Source organism: Pseudomonas sp. Z003-0.4C(8344-21) (assembly GCF_900104975.1).
GTDB lineage: Bacteria > Pseudomonadota > Gammaproteobacteria > Pseudomonadales > Pseudomonadaceae > Aquipseudomonas > Aquipseudomonas granadensis.
Genome location: NZ_LT629756.1, coordinates 1,036,112 through 1,055,478, shown reverse-complemented (window position 1 = coordinate 1,055,478; position 19,367 = coordinate 1,036,112). Strand labels below are relative to the sequence as shown.

Below are 19,367 nucleotides of genomic sequence, written 5' to 3'. Positions count from 1 at the left end.
CTATTCCAGCAAAAGGTGACGGGCGAGCCCTTCGATGTAGGTTTCGTCCTGGCCGTTGGGGTGTGCTTCAAAGGCCAGGTGCAGGTATTCGTGAGTCAGGTCGAGGCGGTCCTGCAGCGTCAGGACGCCGCGCACGTAGATGCGCTGGCGTTCGCGGTCGACGAAGGGGCGGCCGAAGGCCAGTTTGCATACGGCAAAAGTGCTGACTTCGTTGTAGCCGGTTTCACTGGCAAGCTTCGGCCGCCAGCTGCGTCGCTGTTTTTGCAGCCAGTCTTGCGCGGCGGGCAGCGCTTCGCAGGAGGCGACCGGGTTGTCCCAGCGGCTGAGGCTGGCGCGCGGATAGGCGTGCAGCAGAATCGCGTCGTAACGCTGGCCGGCGCTGGCCTGTTCGACGGCTTGTTGCCAGGCGAGTTTGTCCGGGCCGGGTTGATCGGAGTGATAGGTGACGGTGCTGCCGGCAAGGACCAGATCAGCAGTCCAGGCGGCGATGCCTCGTGACTCGGCAGAGGCCGGCCGTGGCGCGACGCGTTGGCGGTTGCTGCTGTCGTCGATGCTCAGGCAGTCGCCGTTGCGCGTGGCGTTTTGCAGCAGGTAAGTGCGTATCGCCACGGCGAGAGCTTTGGCGGCTTCGGCCGGTTGCGCCTTGGCTTCGCGCTCAAGCACGCGGGCAACGTACTCTTCGCGATCAAGCCGGGCGACCAGTTTGTCGTTGAGCAAAAACAGTTCGCCATCGCTGTGGATATCCAGCGCGTTGCCGTTGGCGAATTCAACACGGTAATCACCTTGTAACGGACCGGAAGTCACTGTTCGCTCGCCCGCCGAAACCCTCGCAAGCGGGTACTTTGAGAACAGCCCGACTTCAACACAACGCCCTGCGTCCACCGGCCATGCCGCTGGCAAAACCGTCGCCAGTGCCTGACCGTAATGGCGCAAGACCACCTGACTGGTGCCACGGCCACCGGCCCAGACCGGCGCGCCATCGGCCGTCCAACCGGCAAAGCCACCCTGACGCGATTGCGGATCCTTATCGCCGAGCCAGCTCCAGGTTTTCACCCGCAAGCGCCCGCCCAGTTCACCGACGACATTGCCGTCCGCCGCGTTCAGTACCACGTCGAGCAACACCCGGCGCGCCTGATCCTGCGCCGGCAGCGAGGCCAGCACTTTGAGCAACTCCACGATGGAAACCCGTTGCGCCGGCTGCACCGAGGGCAGATCCAGCAACCACGATGGCGCCTGTCGCGCCTGCCAAAAGGTGCGCCAGTCGGCAGCAGAAATGCCCAACCGCGCCGGTTCAAAATACAAGCCGCAGGATTTCACCAACGCCTGATCGCGCTCGATCCTGCCGCCCGCGGTACAGCAATAGACTTCTTCTTTCAACTGCCCGCGACATTCATAAGCCGGCTCACGCGCGCCGGTATCGACCAGCCAGGCGTAGACAAACAACTTCCACAGACTGCCAAGCGGCGCTTCCAGCGAGGGAGGCAACGGCTCGCGCGCGATCAGTTGCGTCTGGCTCAGCGACAACAATTTGCCCTGATAAGCCACGCGCAACGGCTCGTCCTGCGCCGTTGCCAGCGCAGGTATCAATCCGATCAACAGCCACAGCAGCCGCCGTATCATGTCAGTTGACCGTGACCTGGCCGAGCGCGGCTTTGGTTTCCTGAGCCTGATGCTGCGGCGCGTAGACCTGCTTGAACCGCACCGGTGGCAGGTTGAACTGGCCTTTTTGCGAGAAGCGCACCAGATGGCGCAGGCGCAATTCACCGCTCAGCGCATCCACCGGCACCGCGTAGGCCAGTTGTCCCGGCTCGAAACGGGCCTTTTCCAGCGCGGTCGGTTCGCTGCCGTCCTTGCCCTGCAACTTGATGCCCCAAGTGGTGCGCTCGACATCGGCGCCCGGCGGCAGCGGCACTTCGAGCATGCCGTAGCGCAGCGGTTTCGGCGCTTTGCTGGTGAGGATCACTTCGTCCAGATACAGGCTGTCGCTGGACAACGCTTTGCTGCCGACCGGCTCAAGTTTGAAGGTGAACGCTTCGTCGCCCGGCACCAGTCGCGACAGACGACGAGTGATGGTCACCGCCATCGGATCGACCGCCGGCTGTTGGGTCTGGAAGCTCAGCGCCGCGCGCAGCGGACGCTCTTGCGTGCCGGACACGTTCAACACGCTTGGGACCGATGTCGGGCCTTGCCAGGTCCAGTACATCTCGCCGCTCGCGCCGTAGTGTTTCTTCCAGCCTTCGTCCGGTGTCAGGGCTATGGTCGGCGACGCCTGGGCGATGCTGCGTTGCAGCCAGGTCAGCGCCAGCGCCCGTTCGAGGGTCGATTGCTGTGGCAGCAGACGTTGCAGCAGACGTTGCAGCAGCACTGTCGCACGGCTCTGATCGAACGGTTGCAGCGACAGGTTCAGCGCTTCGACGAACGGCTGCGAGCTGACCGCCAGACGTTGTTGTGCCGCAGACAGCTGACGATTGAACGCTTCCGGCAAAGTCACTTTCGCCTGCGTGGCCAGCGAGGCAGCCAATACCCGCGCCGCCGCCAGACCGAGCGCCGAATCCGGATCGTTCATCACCAGACTGTCTTCGCCATCATCCATCACGGTTTCGGCACTGCCCTCACCGGCCTTGGCCAGATCGTCAATCAAACCGCTGAGCAGCGTGTTCACCGGCAGATGCATTTGTTTGGCGAACGACAGAATCAGCGCCCGTTGCAGCAGCGGCGTGTTCGGCGCTTGCTTGGCGTAGACCTCCAGCACCCGCTGCCAATGCTCCGGCGGCAAGGTCAGCTCGAGCACCTGACTGGCGTTCCAGTCGGCGTAGTAAGCGTAGGCCGTGAGGAATGCATCCGGCTCGCCGTCATAACCCCACCAGGTGAAGCTCGCCGACGGCCCGGCCATTTGCACCAGACGCAGGCGGCTGTTCTGCATGATCAGGCGCAAGCGATCACGTATCTGCGGGTTCGACGCCAGCGAGGGATAAGCGATGCTCAGCGGCAGCAACCGGCTGGCCGTCTGCTCGACGCCGCCGTACGGGTAGCTGAGCAGATCATCCAGGGCGGAACGGAACAGCGCTTGCGGACTGTCATCCAGACGCAGGCGAATATCCGTGGCATCGGCCGGCAGACTCAACGGCGTATCGCCGCTGGCAACCTCGAGACTTTGCGTTTGCGTCACCTGCCAGCCATCACCGGTTGCACTCAGGCGCACCGCCAAGGCGTCAGCGGTTTTACCGTCCTGCACCAGCTCCGCCGTCCACTCACCGGAAGCCAGGGAGAATGCCGGGATCGGCAGGTAGTTGATGCCATTGTTCAACGTCACCGGCAGACGCTGCTCTTCGCCGGCATAACGAGTGACCAGTTCAGCCTTGAGCGGTTTTTCGGCTTGGCTGAACGCGAACACCCCCAGTTGCGGCTGATCGCCCTTGCGGAATTTGCTCGGCCCGCTCCACTTCAGGTACAGCGGTTTTTCCGAACGAACAAACTGCTTCTTCTGCCCGACCTGACCGTCATCGGCGATAGCGCGGGCGGTGATGCGCCAGCGGGTCAGAGAGTCCGGCATCTTGAAGGTGAAACGGGTTTTGCCGTCGGCGCCGGTCAGCAGTTCCGGCTGCCAGGCGGCGGTGTCGACGTCTTCACGACGCGGCCGCTCCAGCACTTTCACCCCGCGTTCGCTGCGGTTGGCCTTGCCCGGAGCGCCGGGGCTGCCGGGCAACGCGACGTCGTAACTGATGAACGACAGGCTGGCACTGGTGCGCACGTTATTGCGGCGCGGGTGATAGAAGAACTGGTCGATGGTCGGCGCGACTTCCGGTTGCAGCGCGTAGATCATTTCATCGACAACGCTGACCGTCAGGTGCGCCGGCACTGCCTTGCCGGCGAATTGCGTGGTCAGGTCAACCGTGACCGTATCGCCCGGCAGATAGACCGCTTTGTCGGTGCTGATCGCCACGTCGATTTGCGGTGCGATCACTTTGATCCCGGCGTTCTGAAAGCTGTACTGACCGCCCTTGGTGTAGAGCACGGAGAAGGTCAGGTTCGGCGCAAAGTTATCCTTCACCGGGATGCGCGCGCGGTATTGGGTGTCGCTGAGTTTTTCCAGTTTCAGCCAGTCAGCGCCCTTGGCCAGCAGCGCGGTGGCTTCGACCTTGTCGCGTTCCAGCGACAGCAATGCATCGCTGACCGGCTCGGGGAAGGTGATCAGTGCCAGCGCTTCATCGCCGGCCTTGTATTCAGGCTTGTCGAGGACGATCTCGACGGTGCCCGGCACGGCTTTGACGCCATCGCCAGTCACCGAATGGCCAGTGGCGCCAAGGACGCGACCGTGTTGATCCTTCAGCGTCAGGTTGTAGGTGCCCGGACGTTCGAACGCGAGGCTGAAGCCTTTGTCGGTGGCGGCGAGTTTGCCTTCACCAGTGCTCTGGTCTTCGAGACGCACCCAGCCATAGCTGCTCGGCGTCACCGCTTTGCTCGGCTCGCTGCCACCCTCGTTGGTGTAGCTGAACGCGACCTTGTCGCCCACTGCGCTGAAGCGTTGCGGCGCGCTCAAGCGGAAGCTGGCGGCGCCACGGTCGATAAGGATTTCCTTGGTGGTCTTGACCCGATACGCCGCACCATCGCTGGCAAACACGGTGAGCATGTAACGGCTCGGTTTGTCGGCGGCCGGCAGGTCGAGGGTCGCATTGCCTTTGCTGTCGGTGGTCAGTTCGGCGCTGGTCAATTCCACCGGGAATTGCCCGAGGTATTGCAGTTCATTGTCGACCATCGACAATTGCTGGGCGCGCAGGCTCAAACTCAGCCTGGCGTTGGCCACCGGTTTGCCGTCCGGATAGAGCAACACCAGACTACCTTTGACCGGCTCACCGGTGCGGTAATCCTGCTTGGCCAGATTCAGGGAAATCTCGAAGTGCGGTTTGATGTATTCGGCGACGCGAAAGGCGCTGCTGTAGGCCTGATCCTTGTAGTTGAAACGGATCTCGTAACCACCGGCCACGGCGTTGTCCGGCAACTGGAAACGGCCCTGAGTACCGGCCTTCGAATCAAGTTTGAGGTCGAGGTGTTGCAACTCCGTACCGGTCGCGTCGAGCACGCTAACGCTGACGTCCGCCGCGCCCGGCAATACCGAATCGCGGGCGTTCTTGAATTCGCGACCGACGATTTTCAGCGACACCCAGTCGCCCGGGCGATACAGCGGCCGGTCGGTAAAGGCATACAGTTTGGTGTCGTAGATTTCGCTGTCGTAGTAGAAGTTTTCCGAGACGAACACGCCGCCCTCTTCGTCTTCGCCGATGACGAACGAACGCTCGGGGCTCACGTGTTTCAGGCGCAGCAAACCGTCGCTGTCGGTCGCGCCGCTGCTCATCACACCGAGGCCGTCAGTCCACAGCACATTGACCTTCGGCACCGAGCTGCCTTCGTGTTTGCGTGCAGCCCAGACCAGCAGTTCGTCACCGGCAATCTTGCTGACCGCCACGGTGTTGGAAACGAAGACCATGGTCGTCGCGCGGTACTTGCCGATCAGCGCTTCGACCAGGTACAGGCCCGGTTTCAGCTGACCCAACGGAATGTAAACGTTGCCCGGCGCGACACTGACGAAATCACTGGAAGAGCCGGCCAGGTCGACCCCGGCCGGCGGCTGGATCGGCTTGGCCTGCCACAGCGGATAACGGAATTGGCTGACCACCGGCAGGCCCGGAATCAGCGCAAATTGCGGCTGCGCGTCGTACGGCGTCGGCGCGGCCATGGCGTCGCCCATTTTCAGTTCCGGCACTTCTTCGGTGACCTGTTTGCGCGATTCGTAAGAGAACGCACGCTGCATCACCCGACGGGATTTGCGGTACCAGTTATCCCACAGATACGCGAGGGTGTTGGACAGGCCTTCGCCCTTGAACTGGCCGTCACTGACCACCCGGTGCAGGTTTTTCTGGCGCTTGAGAAAATCCAGCGGTTTGTCGATGCGGTACACGCGAATGTCGGCGCCACCATACGGCTCCATGCGAAAACGCCGGTAATCACGACCGGGCGCCTCGAGGCGCACCATGGCCTGTTCGTCGCTGGCGAAACTGCTGTCGGCAAGCAGAAAGAAGCTTTCGCCGGACACCGGTGTGTAGCCGCTGGGTTCGACCGAATCGTCAGCATTCACGCTCGCCAGTGGCAGCAACAGTGCGAGCAGCAGTGGAATTCGGGAGCAGAGTCGCAACATGCGGGCACCGGTCATTGGGAGAGAAAATTCAGTCGATAGACGCCGATGAAGTTGGGGTTGGCTGCGTCGGGTATCCATCGGGTGTCCTTCCATGTCATGAGTTGCTGCAGGCTTGCCGAACGCATGCCGTTGTCTGTGGGAGTGGTGGTGCCGGTGTGATAGGCGATGTAGCGGCCCATCCAGATCATCAGGTGCTGGTCGTCGCCCTGATCGAAAAACATCAGGTCACCGGGGCGCGCCTGCGACACATCGCGGCTGACCAAGTGACTGTTGAACTGAATCAGTTTAATCGCGTTGACGTACGGCCCGACCTTGCCGCCGCCCTGCTGCCACTGTTGCGCAAGCTTGCGTTGCTCGTCGCTGAGCGACAGTTCCGGCGGCAGGTAGCGATTGGACAGGCCATTGCTGCGCAGCCACTTGTCATCGTGGACTTTCAGCGCTTCGTTGGCGGCGAAGCGCACCAGCCCGGCGCAGTCCTGCTGATACCAGCGCGGGCTCGGGCCCTGGCTCAGTTGCTCTTGGGCAATGCGCACGAACCAGGCGCGGAACACCTGCGATTGCGCAGGGTCCAGCGCCGGGGCTTTTAAAGGTAGAGAGTCGACGGCGCGGGCGCCCGCGCTGAGCAACAGCGCGAGCAGGCCGAGGCTGCGGATCAATGTCGTCACAGCGCTTTCCATTCCAGCGGCAGCCACTGCCAGTGGCCGTCCGGCTCACTGCCTTCGGGCAAGGTCAGGGCGTATTTACCGTAGCCGCGAAGGGCGCGCAGTTTCGGCAGCAGATAGGTTTGTGCGGCGTTGAAGAACACCGGCTCCATGTCCTGCGGCAGGCTGTCGAGGGTCTCCTGCTGCATCAGTTGGGCCATCGAATCCGGGCCGAAATAGATTGGCATCAGCACGTCTTTCGGCAATACGTCGGCCATCGGCGGGAAGCGTTTGTCGAGGGTGCCGAGGGCCTTGTCGAGCAGTTTGTCGTCGAGCGAAAACAGCAGCGTCGAGCCGTGTCGGGCGAGGCTGACTTTCATGAACGCCTTGCCGGATATCGCCTCCGGGTTCTGCGCAGTTTTCGCCGCATACGGACCGAAACTGGAGCTGACCTGACGTTGCCAGACGTGGCTCTGGCCTTCCTGTTTCTCGACCACCGGGAACACGTTTTCCGCAACGTTGGGCTCGAACGCGCCGACCATCGAGCCGAACAGCTTGCCCAGATCGCCATCGAGCTTGCTGCTGTCTTCGTCTTTCAGGCTGGCGACCAGCAGCGGCGTGTACAAGCGTGAGTCGGCGTACCAGCACAGACCCGCCGCACCGGCGACGTGCTCGGTCAACGTCTGTGCCACGGCATCGTCGGCGCCGAGCTTGATCAGCAGCGGTTTCTGCGGTTCGGCTGCCACGGGCAAAGTTACGCAGGCGCTGGCGCCCAGCGGCATCGCCTGCCACACCGGTTTGAAATCGAAGTCCGGCTGGTTTTCCAGCTCGTCCATGGCCAGGTAGCTGTGCCAGCCTTTGTCGTCCATGTCGAAACGCAGCCCGGCAAAGTTCGGGATAAAGCGCTGATAGCCCATGGCAAGCACGCTGGAATTGACCGACAGCCGCTGCTTGGTTTCAGGGCTTTTCGCCGGCAGACCGAACGCTTCGGGAAAGAGTTTTTCGCCGTTGAGCAATGCCGCCAGCGCTTGCGAGGAAACGTGGCCGGATTCTTCAGACGCGCCGTTTTCCGGGTCGTAGTATTTGGCCGGGTTGGACAACACCACCAGTTTGTCGCCGCGCGAGGCGAATAGCAGCGCTTTGCTGGCGTTGTAGCTGAGCTGATAGAGCGGTACCTCGTCGCCGCCAACCTTGAAGTTGCCGATGACGCTGAGCTGGCTGTCATCCAGCGCCACTTTCGCCAATGGTTCGAGCAGTTTCGCCAGCCCGCCGCGATCCATCACCAACAGGAAATCCTTCAAGCGGCCATCGGCGCCACGCCACAGCGCCACGTCGGCCGGCTGATCGAAAAGCTGCTCGATCAGGCTGTCCTGCAATTTCAGATCATGCTCGTAGACGATCCGCCGCAGGCTGCCGATCAGGCCGAGGCGATCGGCGTGGGTTTCGTAATAGAAGACGAAATCCTCAGTCAGCGTGGCCTTGAGGAACGGCACCGTCAGTAGATCTTTGGGCAACTGGCTCAGGGAGCGGGTTTCCAGCAACGCGTCCGGGCGACTGAGGCCGAGCTTGTCACTGGCCAGCTCGGCCGGCGGCGCCTTGGGCTTGAGCAGCAGCCAGCCGAAACCGCCCGCCACACCGGCGATCAGGCACAGCCCGAGCAACAGCAACGGCCAGCGCCGCGTAGGTATGGCCGCTGGCGTAGCGGCAGCCGGAGTAGCAGTGTTATCGCTCATGTGCACAACATCCGAGTTCATCCGTGGCGGGATGCTTAATAGTTGAAAGTCTTGACCAGCAGCAGATCACCGATTGCCCGCAGAGGCACGATGAAGGTTTCGCGTTTTTCGTCGACGGTGTTTTCGTTGAGCACCAGCGTGATTTGCGAGGTGATCACCTCGTTCTGGTTGCTGGTCTCCTCGAAGTTATAGCCGCCGTTGCCGTAGTTGCCCCAATAGTTGACGTAAACCAGATAGGCGCCGTGCAGCGGCGCCGTCATGGTGAACATCTCCGGGCCCGGCCCGTCGACGCCATCCGGGTCGAGACCGCCGCCATTGCTCAGCGCCGGCCGTGCCCAGAACGCATGCTGACCATCAGGGGTGACAATATGCAGATCGAGTTCGGCTTTCGGATCGTCCCAGCCCAGGACAAGACGAATCCGCGCCGGCGCGCGCAGATTATTGGCTTCATAAAATTGCACGCGCTTGAGCGACTGGCCTTCGGCACTGATCACCTCGACACTGTTGGAACCGGCGCCGAACGCATACGGCCGGGCGAAGCGGCCTTGGTCGTCGGTGTACAGATTGAGTGGATTGCCATTCACCGCGAGGCTATGCGGCGCACGCATATGGCCGAGGGTCTTGAGCTGGCCCTGAATCATTGTGCGATTGCGTTGAATGCCGCGATCGATCGGCGGCGTCGGGTAGGCGACCTGCGGGTTTTCCGTGCGATCGAGCAAGCCGTGATAGCGCCAGCCACCCACCGGCTCCGACAACTCGGCGCTCGGCGCGGCCGCCCACAGCCCCGGCGCACAGGCCAGGCCGATCAGCAGCAACAGAAATGAACGCATGTGACGCCTCCTGCCATGCCCCAACGAAACCTTGCACCCGATCCTCGGCGCTTCACAGCGGTGAACTGCGTTTCGTCTGATGGACCCGCGAATGCGGGTCGTCGAAGGCGCGAAGATTAGCGATTCGGCGGTTTTTTAACAATCGGATACATGTGCTTTTGCTGTAGGAAGTGAGCTGTTTGTGGGACGTGAGCCGAATAGCGCGATTATTCGGCTCACAAAATGAGCCGAATAATCCTCAGCCCTTTTACATCGTCACTGGAACCTTGAGCGTAGACGCCGCTCATTTGCCCATACCCCCCTATCTGCTAGTGTCGCGCCGGTTTAACGTCTACCGGAAATTGCCGCCATGGCCCGCAAAAAAGCTGCACTGGATTTCGAACAGTCCCTCGCCGACCTGCAAACGCTGGTCGAGCGTCTGGAGAACGGGGAATTGTCGCTGGAAGACTCGCTGACCGCTTTCGAGCAGGGCATCGGTCTGACCCGTGATTGCCAGGCGGCGCTGGCGCAGGCCGAGCAGAAGGTGCAAGTGCTGCTGGAGCGCGATGGCGAACTCGCCGAGGAACCCTTCGACGCGGAACAGCCAGAATGATTGCAGCGTATTCGGCGACCAGCCAGGGCCGGGTCAACGCGGCGCTGGAGAGCCTGTTCAATTCGCCGCTGCCGGAGCTGGCGCGGCTCTACGAAGCCATGCGTTACAGCGTGATGAACGGCGGCAAACGCGTGCGCCCGTTGCTGGCTTACGCCGCGTGCGAAGCGCTCGGCGGCGAAGCCGAGCAAGCCAACGGCGCGGCCTGCGCGGTGGAGCTGATCCACGCGTATTCGCTGGTGCATGATGATTTGCCGGCGATGGACGACGACGATCTGCGTCGCGGCCAACCCACCACCCACAAGAAATTCGATGAAGCTTGCGCGATTCTCGCCGGTGACGGTTTACAGAGTCTGGCGTTCAGCGCCCTGCTCGACTCGCGCCTGAGCAACTGCAGCAGCGACATTCGCCTGCAAATGGTCACCGCGCTGGCGCAGGCTGCGGGCCCGGCGGGCATGGTCGGCGGCCAGGCCATCGATCTCGGCTCGGTGGGCTTGAAACTCGATCAGAAAGCTCTCGAACAGATGCACCGGCACAAGACCGGCGCGCTGATCGAAGTCAGCGTCCGGCTCGGCGCCCTCGCCAGCGGCCGGGCCGAGGCGGACGAACTGAAATCCCTGCAGACTTACGCACAGGCCATCGGTCTGGCGTTTCAGGTCCAGGACGACATTCTCGACGTCGAAAGCGATACCGCGACCCTCGGCAAACGCCAGGGCGCCGACATCGCGCGCGACAAGCCGACCTACCCCGCCCTGCTCGGCCTCGACGCGGCCAAAGCCTATGCGCTGGAGCTGCGTGATCAGGCGCTGCACGCCCTGCGACCGTTTGACGCGGCAGCCGAGCCGTTGCGCGAGCTGGCCCGGTATATCGTCGAGCGGCGCAACTGACGGCGAATCGGCCAAAAAAGACCAACGCGTGGGCAGGGGCCGATGCATCAGGTAAACTGCCGCATCTTCTATACCTATAACGATTCGCCTGATGCCCACGACGTTTCATGAGATTCCCCGCAAGCGCCCGACCACGCCCCTGCTCGACCGCGCGAACACGCCGGACGGCCTGCGCCGGTTAGGCGAAGCCGAGCTGGAAACCCTGGCCGATGAGTTGCGCCTGGAACTGCTCTATACGGTCGGCCAGACCGGTGGGCATTTCGGTGCCGGCCTGGGCGTGATCGAGCTGACCATCGCGCTGCATTACGTCTTCGACACGCCGGACGACCGTTTGCTGTGGGACGTCGGCCATCAGGCGTATCCGCACAAGATCCTCACCGGCCGTCGCGAGCGCATGGCCAGCCTGCGCCAGAAGGACGGCATCGCCGCGTTCCCGCGCCGCTCCGAGAGCGAGTACGACACCTTCGGCGTCGGCCACTCCAGCACCTCGATCAGCGCAGCGCTGGGCATGGCGATTGCCGCCCGCCTGCAGGACAGCGATCGCAAGGCCATCGCGGTGATCGGCGATGGCGCGTTGACCGCCGGCATGGCCTTCGAGGCGCTGAACCACGCGCCGGAAGTCAACGCCAACATGCTGGTGATCCTCAACGACAACGACATGTCGATCTCGCGCAACGTCGGCGGGCTGTCGAATTATCTGGCGAAGATCCTTTCCAGCCGCACCTACGCGAGCATGCGCGAAGGCAGCAAGAAAGTCCTCTCGCGCCTGCCGGGCGCCTGGGAAATCGCCCGTCGCACCGAAGAATACGCCAAAGGCATGCTGGTTCCCGGCACGCTGTTCGAAGAGCTGGGCTGGAACTACATTGGCCCGATCGACGGCCACGACTTGCCGACCCTGATCGCCACGCTGCGCAACATGCGTGACCTCAAAGGCCCGCAGTTCCTGCACATCGTCACCAAGAAAGGCAAAGGCTTCGCCCCGGCGGAAGTCGACCCGATCGGTTACCACGCCATCACCAAACTCGAGCCACTGGACGCGCCGGCAGCTGCACCGAAAGCCGCCAGCGGGCCGAAGTACTCGGCGGTGTTCGGCGAGTGGCTGTGCGACATGGCCGCCAGCGACCCGCGTCTGGTCGGGATTACCCCGGCGATGAAGGAAGGCTCGGATCTGGTGGCATTCAGCGAGCGTTTCCCGCTGCGCTACTTCGACGTGGCGATTGCCGAGCAACACGCGGTGACGTTCGCCGCCGGCATGGCCTGCGAAGGCGCAAAACCGGTGGTGGCGATTTACTCGACGTTCCTGCAGCGCGGTTACGACCAGCTGGTGCATGACGTCGCGGTACAGAACCTCGACGTGCTGTTCGCCATCGACCGCGCCGGTCTGGTGGGCGAAGACGGCCCGACCCACGCCGGCAGCTTCGACCTGTCGTACCTGCGCTGCATCCCGGGCATGCTCATCATGACGCCGAGCGACGAAAACGAACTGCGCAAGATGCTCACCACCGGTCACCTTTTCAACGGCCCGGCGGCAGTGCGTTACCCGCGCGGCAGCGGCCCGAATGCGACCATCGAGAAAGACCTTGAACCGATCGAAATCGGCAAAGGCATCGTCCGCCGCCAGGGCAGCAAAGTCGTCCTGCTGGTGTTCGGCGTGCAACTGGCCGAAGCGTTGAAAGTCGCCGAGAAGCTTGATGCTACGGTGGTCGACATGCGCTTCGTCAAACCGCTGGACGAATCCCTGGTTCGCGAGATCGCGGCCACCCACGAGCTGCTGGTGACTATCGAAGAAAACGCGATCATGGGCGGCGCCGGTGGCGCGGTCAGCGAATTCCTCGCGCGCGAGAACATCCTCAAGTCGATGCTGCACCTGGGCTTGCCGGATATCTATGTCGAGCACGCGAAGCCTGCACAGATGCTGGCCGAATGCGGCCTGGATGAAGCCGGGATCGAAGCGTCGATTCGTCAGCGCCTGGCATTGCTCGCCCGCTAACTCGCTGAACGCACAATACCTGTGGGAGCGGGCTTGCCCGCGAAGGCGTCGGTACAGTCAACCTCGATGTTGAATGTACCGGCCTCTTCGCGGGCAAGCCCGCTCCCACAGTGTTTTGTGGAAGCATAAAGTTTATGTACATCTGCAATTTCTCACGGACCACCGATGAACCTCTCGCGCCTCGCCCTGCCCTTCTTCCTGCTGCCGACCGCCAACACCTTCGCCGACACCTTCGAACGCGACCAGGCCCTGAAGCTGCCGGACACACTGATCAGCGCCAACCGTCAGGTCGAAGCCCGTAACGACAGCAGCGCCGCCAATACCGTATTTACGCGGGAAGACATCGACCGTCTGCAACCGAGCGACGTACCGGACCTACTGCGCCGCGTGCCGGGCGTGCAAGTGGCACAGACCGGTGGGCGCGGCAGCCTGCCGGGGGTTTACATCCGGGGCACGCAGTCGGCGCAGAGTCTGGTGCTGGTCGATGGCCAACGCATCGGCAATTCGACGTCCGGCGACAGCAACCTGCAGCATTTGAATATCGAGCAGATCGAGCGCGTCGAAGTGCTGCGCGGCTCACGCTCGGTGATTTATGGCAGCGATGCGATTGGCGGGGTGATCCAGATCTTCACCCGCCGCGGCACCGGCCAAGGCTTGCAGCCACGGCTGCACATGGGCTTCGGTAGCAACCAGAGCTGGGAGCGCAGCCTCGGCTTGTCCGGGGGCGACGACAAAACCCGCTTCAACCTTGGCGCCAGCCTCGATGAAAGCGCCGGCATCGACCGTACTCGCGACTCATACCCGAGCGACGGCGATCACGACGCCTACCGCAACCAATCCATCAGCCTGAGCCTCAGCCATGCGCTGACTGACGACATCGAAGTCGGCGCCAATCTGCTGGATAACCGTGGCAAAAGCGAATTCGACAATCCGTTCGGCCGCTTCGACCCGGTTACGTTCGAGTCTCTGCAGCAACAGCCCTACAGCGATTTCAACGTCAGCAGCCTCAACAGTTACATCGACGCGCGGATCACTGAAATCTGGAAAACCCGCGTCGAGTTCGGCCACACGGAGAACCGCGAAAAAACCTTCGACAAGCTCAGCGACGAACACTCGGTGTTCAACACTTACCGTGATTCGCTGAACTGGCAGAACGACCTGACCCTCGATGCGCGCAACAGCCTGATTCTCGGCGGCGACTGGTACGAAGACCGCATCAATAGCAGCACCGCGTTCGACGAGGACAGCCGCTGGAATCGCGCTGCCTTCATCCAGCATCGCTATCAAGGCGACAGCTTTTCCACCGAGTTGGGCCTGCGCCACGACGACAATCAGCAGTTCGGCGGCCAGAACACCTGGAGCGGCACGTTCAGCCTGCCGCTTAACCCGGACAACGACCTGTTACTGAGCTACAGCGAAGGCTTCCGCGCACCGACTTTCAATGATCTGTATTACCCGGATTTCAGCAACCCTGAACTCAAACCGGAAACCTCGAAAAGCTATGAGCTGCAATGGCGCAGCCAGTTGAGCGACAGCAGCCGCCTCGAGACGTCGATCTATCGCACCGATCTGGAAGACGCGATTATTTTCGGCAGCAATTCACGTCCGGAAAACGTCGCTTCGGCACGGATCAATGGCTTTGAAGCGGCGCTCAAGCAGGACCTGTTCGGCTGGCAGAGCAATTTGGGCGTTTCGATCATCGATCCGCGCGACCGCGACAGCGGGCACACCCTGGCACGCCGTGCGCGGCGGACACTGAGCTGGGATCTGGATCGGCAGTTCAACCGCTTGAGCCTGGGCGCGAGCTGGCAGGCGGTGAGCAGCAGTTATGACGATCGCGACAACCAGCAATCACTGGGTGGCTATGCGCTGTTCGGCTTGCGCAGCAGTTGGGCTTTGAATCGCGAGATCACGTTGGACTTGAAGGTCGACAACCTTTTCGACAAGGGTTACAGCCGGGCCAATTACAGTTATGACGGCAGCCAGTATGGGTATCGCGAAGAGGGTCGGGTGTGGATGTTTGGGGTGAGCTGGACGCCGGAGCTCTGATCCTTTTTTGGTGGTTTGCGGGCCTCTTCGCGAGCAGGCTCGCTCCCCCAGTGGATCTCTGTTGCACTCAAACTCGGGGTTAAAACCCAATCAAATGTGGGAGCGGGCCTGCTCGCGAATGCAGGCGCTGCGGTTTCAACGGTCGGGCGCGATCAACCGGCAAAGCTTCGCGGTTGCCTCAATCATCTGCCCGCTCGGTCTTTCAAGACCTTTGTCAATGACCAACAACAGATTCCCCTGCTTCACCGCCGCCACCTGCGGCCAGCTCTTCCACGCCTCCAGCTGCGGCTGATCCCCCGCCAGTATCAACTCGGGATCACGCTGCAACACTGCCTCGATACTCACCTGTGGCGCTGGCAAACTCAGGTCGGCGAAGACATTGCGCGCCCCGCACACTTCAAGCGCATCGCTGATGATCTGTCCGCCGCCAATGGTGTACAGCGGCTTGTCCCAGACCTGATAGAACACCCGCAACGGCACCTCACGGCGATAGCGCTGGCGCAGATTGGCGAGTTGTTGGCGCAAATAGTCCGCGCGCTTCAGTCCGCGCTCCGGTCGTCCCAGGCGCGTGGCGATGGCTTCGATCTGGTGTATGAGTTGTTCGAGGGAATGCGGTTCAGCCACGAAAGTCGCGATACCCAGGCGCTTGAGCTGATCACGCTGCGCCGCGCCGACACTGCCGGGCCAGAGCAGTAGCAGATCAGGTTTGAGGCTGAGCAAACGCTCGATGTCGAGCTGGCCGTAACGCCCAACCGAGGCCACATGCGCAATTTCGGCAGGCCTCTCCCCGGCATCGAGCACGCCGACCAGCAGGTCGGCTGAATCGAGTTCAACGACGATTTCGGACAGCGACGGGGCGAGGCTGACCACGCGCAGATCGGCCAACACCGGGCCAGCGCCGATCAGCAGCAGAACCGCCAGCCAGAGCCGGCGCATCAGCCGAGTTGACGCGGAATACGGTAGAGGTAAAACAGCACCGCCGTGGACAGCGCAAGCAACATCAGCGGCACCGCTTCGAGGCCGACGAACACCGCCAGCGCACCGATCCACGCTGGCAGGGAGGCGACCAGAAACGCCGAGCGACGGCGCGCCGCAAGCGCAATCCACGCGGCCGGTTCATCGGGCGTATCGAGGGCTTTTTGCGTGGCGATCAGCGCATGCTTGTAGCGACCGAAAAATTTCAGGCTGACGAACATCGACGCAACGCCGGCAATGAACAACGGCATCGCCAAGACGGGCAGCAGCCCCTCGCCCGCGCCGAACAACGCATTGATGACAAACAGCGGTACCAGCGCCAGCGCCAGGTATTGCCACCAGGCTACCGACAATCGGCGCCGCACCTGTCCGCGCGTCACGCGCGGTCGACCTCGCCCTGATGCTCGTTGCCCATCATGTGGTCGAGCTTGCTGGCCTTGGTCGCCAGGTAGAGTTTGTTGTGCGGGTTGTGGCCGGTGTGCAGCGGCACACGCTCGGCGACGACAATGCCCATCTCGGTCAAGGCTTTGACCTTGCGTGGATTGTTGGTCATCAGACGCAGGGATTTGACTCCCAAATGTTCGAGCATCGGCAGGCACATGGCGTAGTCGCGCTGGTCGGCAGCAAAGCCCAGACGTTCGTTGGCTTCAACGGTGTCGGCGCCGCCGTCCTGCAATTCGTAGGCGCGGATCTTGTTCAGCAGACCGATGCCGCGACCTTCCTGGCGCAGATACAACAGCACGCCACGGCCTTCGCGGGCGATCGCCTGCAGGGCGGCGTCCAGTTGCGAACCGCAGTCGCAGCGCTGGCTGAACAAGGCATCGCCGGTCAGGCATTCGGAGTGCAAACGGCCGAGCACCGGAGCGCCGTCGGCAATTTCACCCAGGCTCAGCACGACGTGCTCGCGGCCGGTGGTTTCATCGAGAAACCCGTGCATGGTGAATTGCGCATAAGGCGTTGGCAGCTTGCAAGCGGCAACAAAGACGACAGGCACCGGTGTGCTCCTGATCTAAAAATTCTGAAAATTCGCAGGCCGGCATTGTAACAGCAGGTTCCTGTGGACGCTTAGGCTGAATTATCGGCGATAACGATCAAAAAGTTTGATGACAATGGCCTTGATCGCCCTCCCTGTAGGAGTGAGCCTGCTCGCGATAGCGGACTTACATTCAACATTGATGTCGCCTGATCAATCGCTATCGCGAGCAGGCTCACTCCTACAAGGGGTTTGTGTTGGGCTTCAGTTCGAGGTGAACGGATACGGCTGCTTCCACTTCTCGAAGACGGGCTTGAGCTCGCCACTCTTGACCAGTTGCGCCATGCGCCGGTCATACAGGGCCATCAGCGCCCTGGCCTGCGGGGTATCGGCGAAACCGAGGAACAACGGCAACTCGGCCAGATGTGAATAACGGTACTGCGCCGGGTCCGGCGCATCGCGCACCACGGCTTCAACCTCGGTTCGCGCGTCGATGTAGTAATCGGCCCGTCCCTGTTTGAGCATCGACAGAATGCCGCTACGCCGCTCGATCTGGTTGTAGCGCTTGATGTTCGGCAGGTAGTTTTCGTAGCGATAGCCACGCACCCACGCCAAGCGGTATTTGCCCAGCGTTGCCTGGGTGGGTTCGGGACTGCTGGCCAGCCCCAGTGCGTAAATGTGGTCGGAATCGAAATTCCACTGCGGATACAGCACCTGCGGGGCTTCATTGCGGTAAGAGCCAACCAGCGCGTCGACTTCCTTCAACTGCACCAGGCCGATCGACCGGGTGTAGGGCACCGTGCGAATGTCCAGCTTCACGCCAGCCGGTTCGAACACTTTGCGCAGAACGTCCCAGGCGAGGCCATGACCGTCGCCGGCGGTGTAGTCTTCCCAGTCTTCGCTGGCCAGATGGATCACCGCAGGCGTCGGCGCTTCGTGCGCATGAGCGAACGCGCCCAACAGAGCCAGAACCAGCATCGCCAACCCGCGTCGCAACATCTACCTGCCCCTCACTTACCCCTGACCCTGATCAGGCGAACAGCCACACCAGCCCCTGCATCGCCAGCCAGGCAAACACCCCGGCGAGCACGTCGTCGAGCATGATGCCGACGCCGCCATGCACGTGTTTGTCGATCCAGCGAATCGGCCACGGCTTGAGAATATCGAAGAAGCGAAACACCAGAAAACCCGCGAGCAGCCAGTACCAGCCTTCCGGCACCAGCCACAGGGTGATCCACATGCCGACCATTTCGTCCCAGACGATGCCCTCATGGTCGTGCACGCGCAGATCGTCGGCGACTTTGCCGCACAGCCAGAAGCCGAACAGCATAGTGATGCCCAGCATCAGCCAGTAGCCCCAATCGGGCAGCATTTGCCACAGCGGAATGAACGGCAGCGCCACCAGCGAGCCCCAGGTGCCCGGGGCTTTGGGCAGCGTGCCGGAACCGAAGCCGAACGCGAGGAAATGCCAGGGATTGCGCCAGACCGACGGCGGCACGAATTCAGCCGGAACCTGTTTCGGGTGATCTGTCACGGTGTCTCCTGAAAATGTTGATAACCGCGGGTATGCGGGGTGATGTCGCGACCGTCACGATCCAGCAGCGCCACACCCTGACCGTCGCAGACGCGGCCGATCACGTGGATTGGCCAGCCGGCCGCCAGCAGTGCCGGCAGTTCGACGGACGGCAGCGTGAAGGCCAGCACGTAATCATCGCCACCGCTGAGCGCTGCACGTTCGGCACCGCGCTGACCGAGAAACGCCACTAAGGCATCCGACAACGGTACACGCTCGCGTTCAATTTCAAGTCGCACCTTCGATGCCAGTGCGATATGACCGCAGTCGGCGAGCAGGCCGTCGGAGATGTCCAGCGCCGCTGTGGCTTTGCCCCGCAAGGCCTGACCGAGGGCCAGTTGCGGCTGTGGCGACCAGTAATGATCGAGCAGTGGCTGGGCGATTTCGGCCGCGGCGTCGCGTTGCCCCAGCACCAGCGGCAAAGCCCCGGCAGCATTGCCCAATTCACCGCCGACACAAAGCAGGTCGCCCGGTCGCGCGCCGCTGCGGGTCAACGCCTGGCCAGCGGGTACGCGGCCAAACACGGTGACCGTCAGGCTCAACGGCCCGCGCGTGGTATCGCCGCCAACCAGCGCCACGCCGCAACTCTGCGCCATGCGGTTCAAACCGCGGGCATAGGCTTGCAGCCAATCGGCGGTCACCGTCGGCACAGTCAGGGCAAGAGTAAAGGCTACGGGCGCGGCGCCCATGGCGGCCAGGTCACTGACCGCAACGGCCAGCGAGCGCTGACCGAGCAGAAACGGATCGCACGGGTCGGCGAAATGCACACCGGCCACCAGCGTATCGGTAGAAATGGCCAACTGTTCCCCGGCGGGAACCGCCAGCAAGGCACAGTCATCGCCAATCCCGAGAGCAACGCCTTCGCCGCCCTGCGCACAAGGCGCGGCGGCGAAGAAATTGCGGATCAGCTCAAACTCGCCCATGGCGGAGACAA

At 62.4% G+C, this 19,367-nt stretch carries 15 protein-coding genes; 4 read left to right on the top strand and 11 right to left on the bottom strand.

Going from position 1 to position 19,367, the window contains the following annotated elements:
- Genes BLU24_RS04925 through BLU24_RS04905 form a run of 5 tightly spaced genes read right to left on the bottom strand, consistent with a single transcriptional unit; the run spans position 1 to position 9,397 of the window.
- Positions 1-1,620: a DUF2300 domain-containing protein gene (locus BLU24_RS04925; protein ID WP_093097949.1), complete on the bottom strand. Its 1,620-nt coding sequence runs from the start codon at positions 1,618-1,620 to the stop codon at positions 1-3.
- A 1-nt stretch (position 1,621) separates the two neighbouring features.
- On the bottom strand, positions 1,622-6,208 hold the full coding sequence (locus tag BLU24_RS04920; protein WP_093097947.1) for an alpha-2-macroglobulin family protein: 4,587 nt from the start codon (positions 6,206-6,208) through the stop codon (positions 1,622-1,624).
- Positions 6,205-6,870 carry a DUF1175 domain-containing protein gene (locus BLU24_RS04915; protein WP_093097945.1) on the bottom strand — a complete coding sequence of 222 codons (666 nt, stop codon included), beginning with the start codon at positions 6,868-6,870 and terminating at the stop codon, positions 6,205-6,207. Before BLU24_RS04915 ends, BLU24_RS04920 begins: the two co-directional genes overlap by 4 nt.
- Complete coding sequence (locus BLU24_RS04910; RefSeq protein WP_093097943.1) at positions 6,855-8,567, bottom strand: DUF2138 domain-containing protein; 1,713 nt, start codon at positions 8,565-8,567, stop codon at positions 6,855-6,857. The genes BLU24_RS04915 and BLU24_RS04910 overlap by 16 nt, the downstream gene beginning before the upstream one ends.
- Positions 8,568-8,602: 35 nt before the next feature.
- A complete protein-coding gene (locus tag BLU24_RS04905; protein WP_093097940.1) occupies positions 8,603-9,397 on the bottom strand; it encodes a YfaP family protein in 795 nt (264 codons plus the stop codon).
- 349 nt (positions 9,398-9,746) lie between these two features.
- Here BLU24_RS04905 and BLU24_RS04900 point away from each other — a divergent pair, with 349 nt between their 5' ends.
- The 4 genes from BLU24_RS04900 (at position 9,747) to BLU24_RS04885 (ending at position 14,912) form a co-directional block, all read left to right on the top strand.
- On the top strand, positions 9,747-9,989 hold the full coding sequence (locus BLU24_RS04900) for an exodeoxyribonuclease VII small subunit (protein ID WP_003228627.1): 243 nt from the start codon (positions 9,747-9,749) through the stop codon (positions 9,987-9,989).
- The gene (ispA, locus tag BLU24_RS04895; protein ID WP_093097937.1) at positions 9,986-10,873 is read left to right on the top strand and encodes a (2E,6E)-farnesyl diphosphate synthase; all 888 of its coding nucleotides are present in this window, start codon (positions 9,986-9,988) and stop codon (positions 10,871-10,873) included. Before BLU24_RS04900 ends, ispA begins: the two co-directional genes overlap by 4 nt.
- Before the next feature lie 91 nt (positions 10,874-10,964).
- Complete coding sequence (gene dxs / locus BLU24_RS04890; protein WP_093097934.1) at positions 10,965-12,863, top strand: 1-deoxy-D-xylulose-5-phosphate synthase; 1,899 nt, start codon at positions 10,965-10,967, stop codon at positions 12,861-12,863.
- A 165-nt stretch (positions 12,864-13,028) separates the two neighbouring features.
- Positions 13,029-14,912, top strand: coding sequence for a TonB-dependent receptor domain-containing protein (locus BLU24_RS04885; protein ID WP_093097932.1), 1,884 nt, complete (start codon positions 13,029-13,031; stop codon positions 14,910-14,912).
- A 135-nt stretch (positions 14,913-15,047) separates the two neighbouring features.
- On the opposite strand, the gene BLU24_RS04880 is transcribed toward BLU24_RS04885, so the two are convergent.
- The 6 genes from BLU24_RS04880 to thiL all read right to left on the bottom strand — a co-directional run bounded on the left by BLU24_RS04880 (position 15,048) and on the right by thiL (position 19,356).
- Positions 15,048-15,848, bottom strand: coding sequence for a cobalamin-binding protein (locus BLU24_RS04880; RefSeq protein WP_093097930.1), 801 nt, complete (start codon positions 15,846-15,848; stop codon positions 15,048-15,050).
- Entirely contained in the window at positions 15,848-16,267 is a 420-nt protein-coding gene (locus BLU24_RS04875; RefSeq protein WP_093097928.1) for an MFS transporter, read from the bottom strand. The genes BLU24_RS04880 and BLU24_RS04875 overlap by 1 nt, the downstream gene beginning before the upstream one ends.
- Positions 16,264-16,881, bottom strand: coding sequence for a GTP cyclohydrolase II (gene ribA / locus BLU24_RS04870; RefSeq protein ID WP_090286700.1), 618 nt, complete (start codon positions 16,879-16,881; stop codon positions 16,264-16,266). Before ribA ends, BLU24_RS04875 begins: the two co-directional genes overlap by 4 nt.
- A gap of 243 nt (positions 16,882-17,124) precedes the next feature.
- The gene (locus BLU24_RS04865) at positions 17,125-17,859 is read right to left on the bottom strand and encodes a substrate-binding periplasmic protein (RefSeq protein WP_093097925.1); all 735 of its coding nucleotides are present in this window, start codon (positions 17,857-17,859) and stop codon (positions 17,125-17,127) included.
- A gap of 31 nt (positions 17,860-17,890) precedes the next feature.
- Positions 17,891-18,394: a phosphatidylglycerophosphatase A family protein gene (locus BLU24_RS04860; RefSeq protein ID WP_090286703.1), complete on the bottom strand. Its 504-nt coding sequence runs from the start codon at positions 18,392-18,394 to the stop codon at positions 17,891-17,893.
- Entirely contained in the window at positions 18,391-19,356 is a 966-nt protein-coding gene (thiL, locus tag BLU24_RS04855) for a thiamine-phosphate kinase (protein WP_093097923.1), read from the bottom strand. Before thiL ends, BLU24_RS04860 begins: the two co-directional genes overlap by 4 nt.
- Between the last annotated feature and the right edge of the window lie 11 nt (positions 19,357-19,367).

Excerpts from the sequence above, each read along its gene's own strand:
- BLU24_RS04925 (WP_093097949.1), bottom strand. The coding sequence starts at position 1,620 with ATGATACGGCGGCTGCTGTGGCTGTTGATCGGATTGATACCTGCGCTG.
- BLU24_RS04920 (WP_093097947.1), bottom strand. The coding sequence starts at position 6,208 with ATGACCGGTGCCCGCATGTTGCGACTCTGCTCCCGAATTCCACTGCTG.
- BLU24_RS04915 (WP_093097945.1), bottom strand. The coding sequence starts at position 6,870 with ATGGAAAGCGCTGTGACGACATTGATCCGCAGCCTCGGCCTGCTCGCG.
- BLU24_RS04910 (WP_093097943.1), bottom strand. The coding sequence starts at position 8,567 with ATGAGCGATAACACTGCTACTCCGGCTGCCGCTACGCCAGCGGCCATA.
- BLU24_RS04905 (WP_093097940.1), bottom strand. The coding sequence starts at position 9,397 with ATGCGTTCATTTCTGTTGCTGCTGATCGGCCTGGCCTGTGCGCCGGGG.
- BLU24_RS04900 (WP_003228627.1), top strand. The coding sequence starts at position 9,747 with ATGGCCCGCAAAAAAGCTGCACTGGATTTCGAACAGTCCCTCGCCGAC.
- ispA (WP_093097937.1), top strand. The coding sequence starts at position 9,986 with ATGATTGCAGCGTATTCGGCGACCAGCCAGGGCCGGGTCAACGCGGCG.
- dxs (WP_093097934.1), top strand. The coding sequence starts at position 10,965 with ATGCCCACGACGTTTCATGAGATTCCCCGCAAGCGCCCGACCACGCCC.
- BLU24_RS04885 (WP_093097932.1), top strand. The coding sequence starts at position 13,029 with ATGAACCTCTCGCGCCTCGCCCTGCCCTTCTTCCTGCTGCCGACCGCC.
- BLU24_RS04880 (WP_093097930.1), bottom strand. The coding sequence starts at position 15,848 with ATGCGCCGGCTCTGGCTGGCGGTTCTGCTGCTGATCGGCGCTGGCCCG.
- BLU24_RS04865 (WP_093097925.1), bottom strand. The coding sequence starts at position 17,859 with ATGTTGCGACGCGGGTTGGCGATGCTGGTTCTGGCTCTGTTGGGCGCG.
- thiL (WP_093097923.1), bottom strand. The coding sequence starts at position 19,356 with ATGGGCGAGTTTGAGCTGATCCGCAATTTCTTCGCCGCCGCGCCTTGT.